Source organism: uncultured Winogradskyella sp., from assembly GCF_947495255.1.
Classification (GTDB): domain Bacteria; phylum Bacteroidota; class Bacteroidia; order Flavobacteriales; family Flavobacteriaceae; genus Winogradskyella.
Genome location: NZ_CANLYI010000003.1, coordinates 384,713 through 397,427, shown reverse-complemented (window position 1 = coordinate 397,427; position 12,715 = coordinate 384,713). Strand labels below are relative to the sequence as shown.

Below are 12,715 nucleotides of genomic sequence, written 5' to 3'. Positions count from 1 at the left end.
ACCATCAAGCATAAGGGCGATTTCATTTAATAAAACATACAGTTGATCCAATTACCTGTTTTGTTTGGACATTAGATTGAAAGGTTTTAAGTTTGTGTCTTAAAATTACACCATGGATATCGATAAAATAATAGAACTCATTTTTAGTATTGCACCTGCTTTAGTTGTTGGCGCAATTGCTTATTACTTTTTTAAAATGCATACTGATAATGAAAACAGCAGAAGACGTTTTCTATTACAAAAAGATTTACAGAAAGAAACCTTTCCTTTACGTTTGCAAGCTTACGAACGTATGGCACTTTTCTTAGAGAGAATTGCACCTTCTAAACTATTAACAAGAGTCAACCCAACCTCCTCAAATAAAGAAGATTACGAAGCTTTGCTTATCGCTACCATTGAACAAGAGTTTGAACACAATTTATCGCAACAAATCTATGTAAGCGATCAATGCTGGTCAATAACACAGGCTGCTAAAAATGCTACGATTCAACTGATAAGAAAATCTACAATGTTAGAAAGTACAGATACAGCCAATAAATTACGTGAAGTTGTTTTAACCGAATTAATTGACAAACCAGCACCAAGTAATGCAGCTCTCGCTTTTATTAAGCAGGAAGTTAGTGAGATGTGGTAAGATTGTTAGATTACTAGATTTTTAGATAGCTATACCTAAAAATCTACTTTTCGTGTCGTCTTTCAGCGTACTCATAACCTTCATGCCACCATTTTTCCATTAAGCGTTTACTGAAAATTAAAGAATTCTCCGTGAGACTAGTTGGCGTATAATACAAATTGAGTTTTACACCTTTATTTCTGGCTGCAAGCTTTCCAATCATTATATCATTGCGCTCTACTTGATTTAATAAATGCCCAAACAAGCTTATCATTAATGAAAATGGGTTTTTACCTAATACCTTTTGTTTTCCTAAATTTTCAGCTTCTAAAACAATAGCATCAACTTCAGTTGCACCTCGTTGTATGGCTTCTCTAATAGGAATAACACTTCCTAAGCCACCATCTGCATATTCGTAGCCATCAACCTTAGCTAATGACATAAACGGAACGTAGTTGCAAGAAATCCATATCCAATTGCAAAATTCTTCATACGAACACTCTTGTATAGATTTATATTCTACACGGTTTAATGATAAATTAGCAACAGTAACTACAACATCGTGTTTCTCTTTTCTAATTTGCAAGTACTCTTCGTAAGTAACATGTTTTCTAATATGTTTTCTTAGCGCTTTACTTTCTCCAAAAGTTCGCTTGCGTCTCATAAACTGCCAAAGAGAGTTTATAAAATCTATAGACACATATTCTCTATCTCCTTTTTTGCGCTGTATAAAAGGGCTTACGCTAAATATATCGTGTTGTTGTACATTAGTAAAAATATCATAGAGTTTACCGATTTCACCAACGGCTAAATGCGGAACGAGCAAGCTTCCTGTAGATGTGCCTAAAAACATATCGTAATTATGTTTTTCGCGCTCCATTAAGTATTGCGCAACACCTCCTGCAAATGCGCCTTTACTTCCTCCTCCTGATATTACTAATGCTCGCATTAATCCTTTTTTTCTTCTAGTTGTTCAGATAATTCTTTTGCAAACTTAACCAATCTCCAGTTATGATGCGATTTTGCGTTCTCTAAATTCAATTTACAGTCATCATCGCAAGACTTCATTAACTTTAAATAATTAAAAGCACTCATTCTTAAATCCGCATTATAAGCCTCACCAGTATATTGTTTCAACTCATTAAATAACTCTCGCTTGTTATCCGCCTCATAATAAGGTGTATTCAAGTTTAAAACAATCCATAATAAGCGCACATTTTTATCACTAAAACCAATAACATCTCGAGTTTTAGACAGATATTTAGCACGATCTAAAGGAAAGTTAGTCCAGAGATTATACAATGCACTTTCTATTGTAATATAAGATTTATCATCGAGTAAAGACTCATATTCGGTTTTTAAACTCTCAGGAATCTTGGTAACATGTTGAGAAATAGCTTGGCGTACTTTTAAGCCATTCTTAAAGGTATCTGCAGTCACCAAATCTGGTACTTGAGAAATTATCTTAGCCTTCGCTTCATCTGAAATATAATACTTAAGTTGTTCTGCACATTTAGACGACTTCGCTTCACAATCTACTATAGCATATTCATTTACAAAAACCGATTGACGTTTTAATAACTCAAACGCTTGCTCATATGGAAAATCCTTACTTACAATCCAGTAATTAACAAAGCTAGTTAATGATTTGCCGTGCAGTCGTTGCACTTCTGCAATAAAATCCTTTGTTTCAACACTACCAAACTGATACTTTGTTAGATAATTTTTTACCGCTTTCTTAAAAACAGCATCACCTACTTTAGCTTTTAAAGCATGTAACGCAAAAGCACCTCTTTGATAAAACGTTAAACTACTAGCCTTGGCATCTAACAATGATGTGCCTTTACCTGTTAAATCTTGCCGACTTAAATCTAAAACCGACTCTAATAACTTGAAGTAAAAATAATCATCACCAAAAATATCACGTTCAGCCAAAAGTGCATAATAAGTGGCAAAGCCCTCTTGCAACCAATGATGCTCCCCAGATTTCGCTGTTACCAAATCTCCAAACCACTGATGCGCCAACTCATGTGCATTAACGCTAACATAGTTTCTGTCGTTAAACCCAATAGAGTCTACCACAAATGCATCTGAAAATATAGTTAGGCTGGTGTTTTCCATACCAGAATACAAAAAATCATGAACAGGTACTTGTTTGTAATTTTGCCAAGGATATGCGAAACCGATTTCTTCTTCTAGAAAATCGAACATTTGTTTGGAGTAACGATAGGTTGGTTCAACCTTCAAAGAATCTTCTGGATAATAATAGTATTCTAGAGGTATTCCGCTTTTTGAAGTTTCTGTTTTTTTATTGTATTTACCAATTGCTATTGCGACCAAATAGCTAGACATTGGTTTTTTCATGTCATATTTCCAAATAGTTAAAGAATCACCAACTTGTTTGTCAATTAATTTCCCATTAGCCAAAGCCTCATATCCATTTGGGTAGGTAATTGAGATATCAAATTCAATTTTATCATTAACATCATCTATACTTGGCAACCAATTACTCGTGTATTTTCCTTGACCTTGTGTCCAGATTTGATTGTCATTATTCTGCTTTGTGAAATACATAGCTTTCTTAGGGCGCGAAAAAGAAATCAATGTGAAATTATATGTTTTACCTACTTCAAAATTGTCACTTCTAACGACAATTTTATCTTTTCCAGAAAAATGAATTCCACCTTTAAAGCTACTATCGTGAAGCTCATAATGATATGTATTCTTTGCATCTAAATAAATCGAATCTACCGCTTTCAATATCTTGAAAGTGTATTTAGCTCTTAACTTAATTTCTTTTTTTTCTGATACAAACTCTAATCCAGCATCAACTGAAATAAAATCTACATAATCTGTTTGCTGAGCTATAGAAATACTGGTAAAAAAAACACATAAAATTATTAAGAAACTCTTCATAGACATATATAAAACAAGAATAAGACCAAAATAGAGTTTTTATATCATTACTAAAAAGTTACGTCTTAGAAATAACATAATTTTATAAATTCTTCGTTTCACTCTCAATAACAAAAAAATTACTTTTTTAAAAGGAAATAGGTAAATTCGCAGTTATGAGTGCGAATTTACAAACTCCCATTGATTACCTCAAAGGTGTTGGCCCTAACCGAGCAGATTTATTGCGCTCAGAGTTGGGTATTCAAACTTATCAAGACCTTATAAATTTATTCCCAAACCGTTATATAGATCGTACACGATACTACAAAATAAATGAATTGCAACGCAATAATGCAGAAGTTCAGATTATAGGTATTATCACAGGGTTTAAAGAAGTAGCCCAAAAACGAGGGAAACGTTTGGTCGCCAACTTTAAAGACGAATCTGGAATGATGGAACTCGTTTGGTTTAGAGGACAAAAATGGATAAGAGAAAATCTTAAAGTCGGTCAACCTTATGTGATTTTTGGAAAAACCAATTGGTTCAATGGAAAATTCAGTATGCCTCATCCCGAAATTGAATTGCAAAAAGAACACGAAAATAATTTGCGTTCTGCCATGCAAGCTATTTATCCATCTACAGAAAAATTATCAAATAAGGGTGTCACAAATAAAGTTGTCTCCAAAATAATGCAGCAATTATTTTTGGAAACCAATGGACGTTTTGTTGAAACCTTACCCAATTCTGTAATCTCAGAATTAAAATTAATCACTAAATCTGAAGCACTTTTTAATATTCATTTCCCGAAGACTCCAGAGCTTTTAGCGAGAGCACAATTCCGATTAAAATTTGAAGAATTATTTTACATTCAGCTCCAATTAATTATTAAAAATCTTATCCATAAATCGAAAATTAAAGGCTTCGCATTTGATAAAGTTGGTGACTATTTTAACACGTTCTATAAAGACCATTTACCGTTTGAATTAACCAATGCACAGAAACGTGTTTTAAAAGAAATTAGACACGATTTAGGTAGTAACGCACAAATGAATCGGCTTTTGCAAGGAGATGTAGGTTCTGGGAAGACTATAGTAGCATTTATGTCAATACTCATGGGACTTGACAACGGATACCAATGCTGCCTAATGGCTCCTACTGCTATTTTGTCAGCTCAACACCACCAAGGATTAAGTGAGCTATGCAAAACACTAGGAATCAGCATTTCACTATTACAAGGCTCAACTAAAACTTCAGAACGAAAAATCATTCATAAAAACCTAGAAAATGGCAGTTTACAGATATTAATAGGTACGCATGCACTTCTAGAGGACAAAGTGAAATTTAAGAATTTAGGACTCGCCATTGTTGATGAGCAACACCGATTTGGAGTTAAACAACGGAGTAAATTATGGCATAAAAATGAGCTTCCTCCCAATGTTCTGGTGATGACTGCAACACCAATTCCGAGAACCTTAGCAATGTCTGTTTATGGCGATTTGGATATCTCAGTTATTGACGAATTACCAGCTGGAAGAAAACCGATAAAAACCGTTCATCGTTATGATAATAATCGCCTGAAAGTTTTCAAATTTATGAAAGACGAAATCGCTTTAGGTCGACAAATTTATATCGTCTATCCTTTAATTCAGGAAAACGAAACAATGGATTATAAAGATTTAATGGATGGTTACGAAAGTGTCTCTAGAGAATTTCCGATGCCAGATTATCAGATTTCTATTGTTCATGGAAAAATGAAACCTGCAGATAAAGAATACGAAATGCAGCGTTTTGTAAAAGGTGAAACTCAAATTATGGTAGCAACTACTGTTATTGAAGTTGGCGTTAATGTACCAAACGCATCTGTTATGATTATTGAAAGTGCAGAACGATTTGGCTTATCACAATTACACCAATTACGAGGACGTGTTGGTCGCGGTGCAGAACAAAGTTATTGCATCTTAATGACCAGCCACAAACTTAGCCAAGACAGTAAAACAAGATTAGAAACCATGGTGCGTAGCAGTGATGGTTTTGAAATTGCAGAAGTAGATTTAAAACTAAGAGGACCTGGTGATCTTATGGGAACGCAACAAAGTGGTGTTCTAAACCTTAGGATTGCAGATATTGTAAAAGATAAGGATATATTAGAACAAGCACGTTACTACGCTAAAAACATACTTAAAACAGACCCAAGCTTAGCGTCTCCAGAACATAAAATGATTCTATTCACTTACAGACAAATGAGTAAGTTTCGTAATATCTGGAATTATATTAGCTAAAAAAAGGAGATACATAAAGTATCTCCTCATTCTTCTTTTTCATAACAATGTTACATTAGGCAACTTGAGCTTCATGTTTACCTTCATAAACCTCTTCGACTAATTTGGCATTAAATGCTGGCAAATCTTCTGGTGAACGACTCGTTACCAATCCAGAATCTACAACTACCTCTTCATCTACCCAATTAGCTCCTGCATTAATCATATCCGTTTTAATGGAATCATACGATGTAATTTTTCTACCTTCTAAAACACCTGCTTCTGCCAACAACCATGGTGCGTGGCATATTGCTGCCACTGGTTTATGATTTTCAAAAAATGATTTCACAAAGTTCACCGCATCTTTATTCTTTCTTAATAAATCAGGATTTATCTGTCCTCCTGGTAACATTAAAGCGTTATAGTCTTTTTGACTAATTTCACTTAACGTTTTGTCTACGTCATAAGAATTACTCCAATTACCATCTTTCCAGCTTTTAATTTTTCCAGATTCTAAGGATACAATATGCACCTCTGCTCCTGCTTTTTCTAACGCTGCTTTAGGTGATTTTAATTCGCTTTCTTCAAATCCATTTGTTGCTAAAATTGCTACTGTCTTTTTATTTAAATTTTCCATTTCTATATTCGTGTTTTAAATTTGTGTTTTACTTTTAATTCTAATCTTGTATTTATTTTTCGACTATAGGTAAAACCTAATTAACACTCATATTTAATTCATTCATAGCTTCTCCAATTAAGGCATTTCCTTGTATAATTTCAAAAGTAGAATTGTTTGGCGCATCATCATGCAAAGCCCTTACCAAGGTTTGCGCAACGTCTGCTCTACTAATTTCACCTTGTTTGTTTAATTTTTCACTCAACTCAATTTTTCCTTTTCCTTGAGAATTATTTAAAGTTCCTGGTCTAATTATAGTGTAATTGAGATCATTACTTCTTAAATACTCATCAGCATTTTGCTTTGCTTTCATATAATCCTCCATACCTTCTACAGCCTGCGGATTATCTGCTCCCATGGTACTTAACATTACAAATTTCTTAACGTTCGCCATTTTAGACACAGCCATTAAACGTTTAGCGCCTTCTTGATCAACTTCAACAACATTTCTCCCTCCAGAACCTGCTGCAAAAAGAACTTTATCTACACCTTTAACCGCATGTGTTAAGTCCTTTGTTAAATCTGCAAGCACTGTTTCTACACCATCTGCTTTAAATTGATCTAATTGCGCTTCCTTTCTCACCATTGCAATAGGATTAAAATATTGCGATGCTTTTAAAAGGTTTACTATTTGTTTTCCTGTGGTACCATTGGCACCAGCTACTAATATATTTTCCATATTTTTTTTTATTTACTGTTCACATAAAATGCATAAATAACGCCTGGCAACCATCCTATTAAAGTTAAAAGGATACTGATAAGTAACTCTGTCCCTACACCATGTTTTAGAAAAACTGCTAAAGGTGGCAATAGAATACTGAGTACGATTGTTAGAATTGACATGCTATGTGTTTTATTGGTTCGAGTCAAAATTACTTAGAATCACAGCCTTGGCTTAACTCTAATGAATGCGATATTGATGCAAATCATAAATTAGGAAAACTTTAAGATTTCATTGGTATAACAGGAAAACACAGATTTAGCCATAAACTATAATGTTGCAATAGCAATTAAAAAATTAACTTTGCTTTCTTAATATCTGCATAATAGATTCCGATAATTAAAGCGCTCATTAAATCATGCCACACATATTAAAAAACGAAAACATAGAACTTCATATTGACTCACCTTTGGAAGGTTATAAAACCTCACGATTTGATTGGACAGGAAAAATAACAACCTTAAAGTTTCAAAACACACAGATATCTTGTTTTGAAAATCCTAATGGAGAAAATGAAGACCAATTAGGTAAAGGCTTTTATAACGAATTTGGAATTGACCATGCTCTAGGATATGAAGACACTGAGATTGGTGGTTGGTTTCATAAAATTGGTGTTGGCTTATTAAAAAAGATAAACCATAAGTACAAATGCACTAAAGTTTATGAAGTTAAACCTGCTCAATTCACGTTAACCAGAGAAGATCATAAGGTTTTAATACGCTGCCAATCTGAAATCAGCAATGGTTACGCTTACATTTTAGATAAGCACATTGAATTACAAGATAACGGTTTTACTATAACATACAATTTAGAAAACACAGGAGAAAAAGTCATTATTACAGACGAATACGTTCATAATTTTATGTCTATAAATAATGATGCAATAGGACCTAATTACGAATTGAATTTCCCATTTAATATTAAACCCGATTTATTTGAAGAAACCGTTAATCCTGAGCAAAAGGTACTCATTGGAGAAAAGGGGCTAAAATTTAAAAACACTATTGAGAAAGAATACTTCTTCAGTAACCTAAGTGGCAACAACTACGAGAATGCTCGTTGGGAATTAAAAAATAGCAAAAGTACTATTACAATTAGCGAAACCGGAAGTTTTAAAACCAACAAAGTGAACATTTGGGGACAAAAACATGTTATTAGCCCGGAGTTGTTTGTGGCTATAAACATAAATCCTGGTAAGTCAACAAAATGGTCTAGACATTATAAAATAGCTAATACTACATTATAAAAACATATCTTAATCTAAAGATAGTTTAACACTAGAGCCTAGTTTGACTTACCAGGATTATAATTATGATATTTATTTCGAGAGAAAAAAAATATTCTATTACTTCTTCAATTTCGTGAAATAATCATAGATTTCTGGAACATTTCCACTTCCCATACCAGCATCTAAAGCAGCTTGTAAGTTACCAGAAGTTGCTTTTGCGATATCAGAAACTGAACCTAAATCATTTATCATTTGTACAAAATATCCTAAATCTTTATTTGCATTAGCAATAGAGAATCCTAAATCACTTACGTGATCTACAGCGTAGTTTTTAGTGAATTTCATAAATGGTGAATTTGATGGTCCTGCAGACATAATATCAAACAGTTGTTGTCCATCTACACCAGCTAATTTAGCAGCAGCGAAAGCCTGAGACATCGCTACAACAGTTGTCATACCCATAAAATTATTAATCAGTTTCGTTGTATGACCAGCACCAAGAGCACCTAAATAAAATACATTCTCTCCTTGATCATCTAAAACTGGCTTCACTTTAGCAAAAGTATCTTCGTTACCAGCTGCCATAATATTAAGCAAACCATCTTTTGCATGCGCAGGCGTACGTCCAAGAGGCGCATCAATCATACCAGCACCTTTTTCAGCAAGTGCAGCTCCAATTTTAATTGTAGAAGCCGGAATTGAAGTTCCGAAATCTATTAATACAGAACCTTCTTTGATACCAGCTAAAACACCTTCATCGCCATAAACGATTTTTTCTACAACAGCAGAAGTCGTAAGACAAAACATTACGATATCACTATTTTCAGCTAATTCTTTTGGAGAGCTAGCTTCTTTAGCATTACCACGAGCAATAACTTTAGCAACTTCGTCCTTATTAAGGTCCATTACCGTTAACTCATATCCTCTTTTTTGTAGATTTTCAACCATATTCCCTCCCATGAGGCCAAGTCCTATAAATCCGATAGTTGGTTTTTTCATATTTTATTATAATAATTAAACGCAAAGATATGTATCTATTAGCATTTATAAAAGAATTTAGCATAACACTAACACGGTTTAAGCGACTTTAAAACCATCATAGTGAATATTTGGGGAGAAAACCAGGTTATTAGCCCTTAGATATTTTATAATATCCATATGGAACAAGGCAAATTAATGGCACAGTCACTGCTTTTCAAAAAAGTCTATCTTCTAATATTTAGAATGTGAAAATTGTTAATAACACTCTATATCATTGATTAACGTATGATATAAGTCATTAAAACGGACTCACATGAGTTAAAGTTGCACTTCATTTTCGAAACCAAACCAGATAATTACAAATTAATCATTACATCATTTAAAAAAGTACTGTAATTATTCAACTCAAGAGGAACATCTGCATTTTTTTCCATATCGTGAAAATGATGTGTTGCTAATAATTCCATTCCTGTAAAGGCATTCATTTTGTGAAACCCAAACATAGCACCTTCGTCCACACTTTTTTGATTAAAAAATTCATTTTCTAAAGTAAATGCGGTTTTAGGTGCATTCCAACTTGTAGTAAGTATATATTTTTTTCCGTGCATTAAACCACCAGTCCCATAATTAATGTTTGGATTTTTTCTACTTCTTCCATCATTTGCATAAATTCCATTTTGATGACCTTCCGTAAAAACTTCATCTATATATTTTTTAAATCCAAAAGGTATTTGAAACCACCAAATAGGCGTATGATAAATCACTATATCTGCCCACTTAAATTTTTCAACTTCTTCTTTTACGTCATAATTGTCACCTACTTGAGTAAACTTCACTTCAAATTCTTCAAGCGTATCAAAATATGAAATAGTATTATTGAAAAGTGTTTCGTTAAATTTTCCACCAGAATGCGCAAATGGATGACTTCCATTAATTATAAATATATTTTTCATTTGTCTCTTATTTTATTTGAGGCAAAATTAAAGCAATACTTGTTATTGTAAAAATAATACAAATCATACCTTTGTATAAATATTTTAATAGTTATGGTAAATTTAGAATGGTATAGAACATTTAAAGAAATATATAAAAACGGAACTTTAACTAAAGCTTCTATTGCCTTATATGCTTCTCAACCCGGAGTTAGTGTGCACTTAAATGCTTTAGAAGCTTATGTTGGTAAAAAACTATTTGAACGTACTTCGAGAAAAATGATTCCTACAGAAGACGGGAAATTTTTATATGAATATATTATTGAATCTTTAAAAAAACTTGAAATAGCAGAACAGCATTTCAAAAAAACAACGCAAGAAAAAAATCCATCTTTAAACATTGGAATGTGTTCAGAAATGTTCCAACTCATTATTGAACCCGAAATTCCCAAACTAAACTTCGACCTAGTCGCCAGATTTGGAGCACATACAGATTTAATAAAAGATCTAAACAACGGTATTTTAGACTTAGTAATAACACCTAAAAAACAAAATGAAAAAAAGTCTTTAGTTGACTATATTCCGTTTTCTAAAGAAAGAATCGTTTTAATAGCAGGCAATAAAACAAATGTCACTAAAATACAACAACACATTAAATCTAAAAATTTAAGCAAGTTAGAAGACCAACTACTTCAAAATATTTGGTATAGCTCATCCAACGAAATGGAACATTTTAGACGTTTTTGGTTTGAGAACTTTAATAAGAAACCTGCTTTTAAACCCAACTATATTTTACCAAATATTACTTCTATTATTAGATGTTTAAACAATGGAAACGGACTTGCATTGGTTCCGGATTTTTTATGTCAAGATCAAATTTTAAGAAACGAGATAAATCTAGTTTGGGAAGGAAAAGTAAAAACGGAAAACACCTTATATTTTGCATCAAGAACAGATTTGAAATACAAAAAAGAATTAGATACAATTAAGAATATATTTACATCAAAAATGAAATAAACGCAGTACAACAATGTGAATAATTCATTGCTATTTATAGCTTACTTACGAAAATTCTCAATGATTTTCTATTCGGTTTACATTTACTATATTAGTTACTGAAACGCGCAACTAAACATACACAAAACCATTAAGCAACAAACCCTCTACTCATTCAACAACAAATCAACAAACTCTTCAAACTCCTCCCTAAACTCAGTGTACTTATCACCTGTTGCTGGTCCATTAAAACCCGTATGAATCTTTCTCACCTTTCCTTTTCTATCAATAAATATAGACGTTGGGTAAGACAACACATGGTTTAGCATTGGTAGTTTTTCTTGTGCTTTGGCTTTGTCTGAGGTTCCGTATTGTGCTAAAAGCACTGGATAATTAATACCAACTTTAGATTGTAGACGGTCTATTCTGCTAAATGCTTCTTCTTTGGTTTTTGCATACTCAAAAGCCAATGCAACAAACTCTATGTCTTTATCTTTATTGTTTTTATAAAACTCAGCGTAGTATTTACTTTCATCTAAGCAATTAGGACACCACGTTCCCATAATTTGCACCACCACTACTTTATCTTTAAATCTGTCGTCCTTTATAGACACCAACTCATCTGACGTATTAGGAAATGTAAAATCTAAAACATCGTAACCTTCCTTTAAAAAGGTTAAATCGTTAGCACTTGGCAATTCAAAAGCTTCGTTTCTTTTAGCAACAAAAGGTTCTTTCCAGTGGTTACCAGAATAAAATGTACCTTCCATAGTAGAATCCGTGACTTGCGCTGTAAATAAAAAGGCGTGTGCACCATCAAAAGTAGAAAGCTTCATGGTGTTTCCGTCCATTGCTCCTTCAAGATATCTGTAATCACCAGTTGTGGTTCTAAAAGTTCCGGTCACCTTTGCGCCTTCCTGTTTAAAAATACCTTTTGCAACATATTCGTCTTCAGCAATGTCTTTGCTAAAAACAGTTTCCCAGATACCTGTAACGTTTTGTGTAGATTCAGATTTTGTATTAAAACGAGTCGTATTATCAAACTCTGCAGAAAATGGCACTACTCTATCTAAGCTTTCTTTAATAAAACGGCCTTTTAGATTATCGCCATTAAATGTTGCAGCAACATAACCTTCAAAAACTGGGAAGTTGACAAATATAGAATCATTTCTATACGTAACTTCGTCTACGTCTATTATTTCTTCAGCATTAAAAATCTTTAATTCTGTTGCAGAGATGACTTCAAAATTAAAAGGCAACGCTTCAGTATCTTGCAGTTCTAAAACTGCTCTGTAAGTTCCTGTTTTTAGCTGTTGTTTCACTGTTTCTTGTTTCGATTCTTCTTTACAAGAATAACAAACTAAAAGAATAAGGCAGGCAATTACATGTCGCATATAGAAAAAGGGTTTAATTAA

The 12,715-nt window shown here is 33.1% G+C and carries 12 protein-coding genes; 4 read left to right on the top strand and 8 right to left on the bottom strand.

Translation table 11 applies throughout. The features are described from left to right. Window positions 1-112 precede the first annotated feature (112 nt). Window positions 113-634, top strand: a complete 522-nt coding sequence (locus tag Q0807_RS06635) for a hypothetical protein (protein WP_299107807.1) — start codon at window positions 113-115, stop codon at window positions 632-634. Between the two features lie 43 nt (window positions 635-677). On the opposite strand, the gene Q0807_RS06630 is transcribed toward Q0807_RS06635, so the two are convergent. Together Q0807_RS06630 and Q0807_RS06625 are read right to left on the bottom strand one after the other, a co-directional pair. Further along, window positions 678-1,562: a patatin family protein gene (locus tag Q0807_RS06630; protein ID WP_299107805.1), complete on the bottom strand. Its 885-nt coding sequence runs from the start codon at window positions 1,560-1,562 to the stop codon at window positions 678-680. Continuing rightward, a complete protein-coding gene (locus Q0807_RS06625; RefSeq protein WP_299107803.1) occupies window positions 1,562-3,529 on the bottom strand; it encodes a M1 family metallopeptidase in 1,968 nt (655 codons plus the stop codon). Before Q0807_RS06625 ends, Q0807_RS06630 begins: the two co-directional genes overlap by 1 nt. 155 nt (window positions 3,530-3,684) lie before the next feature. On the opposite strand from Q0807_RS06625, the gene recG reads away from it, so the two are divergent. Continuing rightward, window positions 3,685-5,787 carry an ATP-dependent DNA helicase RecG gene (recG, locus tag Q0807_RS06620; RefSeq protein WP_299107801.1) on the top strand — a complete coding sequence of 701 codons (2,103 nt, stop codon included), beginning with the start codon at window positions 3,685-3,687 and terminating at the stop codon, window positions 5,785-5,787. A 55-nt stretch (window positions 5,788-5,842) separates the two neighbouring features. Here the strand turns inward: recG and Q0807_RS06615 are convergent, their stop codons facing one another. The 3 genes from Q0807_RS06615 to Q0807_RS06605 all read right to left on the bottom strand — a co-directional run bounded on the left by Q0807_RS06615 (window position 5,843) and on the right by Q0807_RS06605 (window position 7,285). Beyond that, window positions 5,843-6,403, bottom strand: a complete 561-nt coding sequence (locus Q0807_RS06615; protein ID WP_299107799.1) for a type 1 glutamine amidotransferase domain-containing protein — start codon at window positions 6,401-6,403, stop codon at window positions 5,843-5,845. 76 nt (window positions 6,404-6,479) lie between these two features. Continuing rightward, window positions 6,480-7,121, bottom strand: a complete 642-nt coding sequence (locus Q0807_RS06610; RefSeq protein ID WP_299107797.1) for an SDR family oxidoreductase — start codon at window positions 7,119-7,121, stop codon at window positions 6,480-6,482. Window positions 7,122-7,129: 8 nt separating this feature from the next. Further along, window positions 7,130-7,285: a YqaE/Pmp3 family membrane protein gene (locus tag Q0807_RS06605; RefSeq protein ID WP_299107795.1), complete on the bottom strand. Its 156-nt coding sequence runs from the start codon at window positions 7,283-7,285 to the stop codon at window positions 7,130-7,132. Between the two features lie 236 nt (window positions 7,286-7,521). Here Q0807_RS06605 and Q0807_RS06600 point away from each other — a divergent pair, with 236 nt between their 5' ends. Next, window positions 7,522-8,409, top strand: a complete 888-nt coding sequence (locus Q0807_RS06600; protein WP_299107793.1) for a hypothetical protein — start codon at window positions 7,522-7,524, stop codon at window positions 8,407-8,409. A 99-nt stretch (window positions 8,410-8,508) separates the two neighbouring features. Here Q0807_RS06600 and Q0807_RS06595 read toward each other — a convergent pair whose 3' ends face one another. Next, the gene (locus Q0807_RS06595) at window positions 8,509-9,390 is read right to left on the bottom strand and encodes an NAD(P)-dependent oxidoreductase (RefSeq protein WP_299107790.1); all 882 of its coding nucleotides are present in this window, start codon (window positions 9,388-9,390) and stop codon (window positions 8,509-8,511) included. Between the two features lie 338 nt (window positions 9,391-9,728). Beyond that, a complete protein-coding gene (locus Q0807_RS06590) occupies window positions 9,729-10,325 on the bottom strand; it encodes an NAD(P)H-dependent oxidoreductase (RefSeq protein WP_299107788.1) in 597 nt (198 codons plus the stop codon). A 93-nt stretch (window positions 10,326-10,418) separates the two neighbouring features. Between Q0807_RS06590 and Q0807_RS06585 the strand changes: the two genes are divergently transcribed. Continuing rightward, window positions 10,419-11,321, top strand: a complete 903-nt coding sequence (locus Q0807_RS06585; RefSeq protein ID WP_299107786.1) for a LysR family transcriptional regulator — start codon at window positions 10,419-10,421, stop codon at window positions 11,319-11,321. A 146-nt stretch (window positions 11,322-11,467) separates the two neighbouring features. Here the strand turns inward: Q0807_RS06585 and Q0807_RS06580 are convergent, their stop codons facing one another. Further along, window positions 11,468-12,694, bottom strand: a complete 1,227-nt coding sequence (locus Q0807_RS06580) for a peroxiredoxin (protein WP_299107784.1) — start codon at window positions 12,692-12,694, stop codon at window positions 11,468-11,470. Between the last annotated feature and the right edge of the window lie 21 nt (window positions 12,695-12,715).

What these genes read in the sequence shown, in the direction of transcription:
- Q0807_RS06630 (WP_299107805.1), bottom strand. Translation starts at nt 1,562, where the DNA reads ATGCGAGCATTAGTAATATCAGGAGGAGGAAGTAAAGGCGCATTTGCA.
- recG (WP_299107801.1), top strand. Translation starts at nt 3,685, where the DNA reads ATGAGTGCGAATTTACAAACTCCCATTGATTACCTCAAAGGTGTTGGC.
- Q0807_RS06635 (WP_299107807.1), top strand. Translation starts at nt 113, where the DNA reads ATGGATATCGATAAAATAATAGAACTCATTTTTAGTATTGCACCTGCT.
- Q0807_RS06600 (WP_299107793.1), top strand. Translation starts at nt 7,522, where the DNA reads ATGCCACACATATTAAAAAACGAAAACATAGAACTTCATATTGACTCA.
- Q0807_RS06595 (WP_299107790.1), bottom strand. Translation starts at nt 9,390, where the DNA reads ATGAAAAAACCAACTATCGGATTTATAGGACTTGGCCTCATGGGAGGG.
- Q0807_RS06605 (WP_299107795.1), bottom strand. Translation starts at nt 7,285, where the DNA reads ATGTCAATTCTAACAATCGTACTCAGTATTCTATTGCCACCTTTAGCA.
- Q0807_RS06615 (WP_299107799.1), bottom strand. Translation starts at nt 6,403, where the DNA reads ATGGAAAATTTAAATAAAAAGACAGTAGCAATTTTAGCAACAAATGGA.
- Q0807_RS06610 (WP_299107797.1), bottom strand. Translation starts at nt 7,121, where the DNA reads ATGGAAAATATATTAGTAGCTGGTGCCAATGGTACCACAGGAAAACAA.
- Q0807_RS06625 (WP_299107803.1), bottom strand. Translation starts at nt 3,529, where the DNA reads ATGAAGAGTTTCTTAATAATTTTATGTGTTTTTTTTACCAGTATTTCT.
- Q0807_RS06580 (WP_299107784.1), bottom strand. Translation starts at nt 12,694, where the DNA reads ATGCGACATGTAATTGCCTGCCTTATTCTTTTAGTTTGTTATTCTTGT.
- Q0807_RS06585 (WP_299107786.1), top strand. Translation starts at nt 10,419, where the DNA reads ATGGTAAATTTAGAATGGTATAGAACATTTAAAGAAATATATAAAAAC.
- Q0807_RS06590 (WP_299107788.1), bottom strand. Translation starts at nt 10,325, where the DNA reads ATGAAAAATATATTTATAATTAATGGAAGTCATCCATTTGCGCATTCT.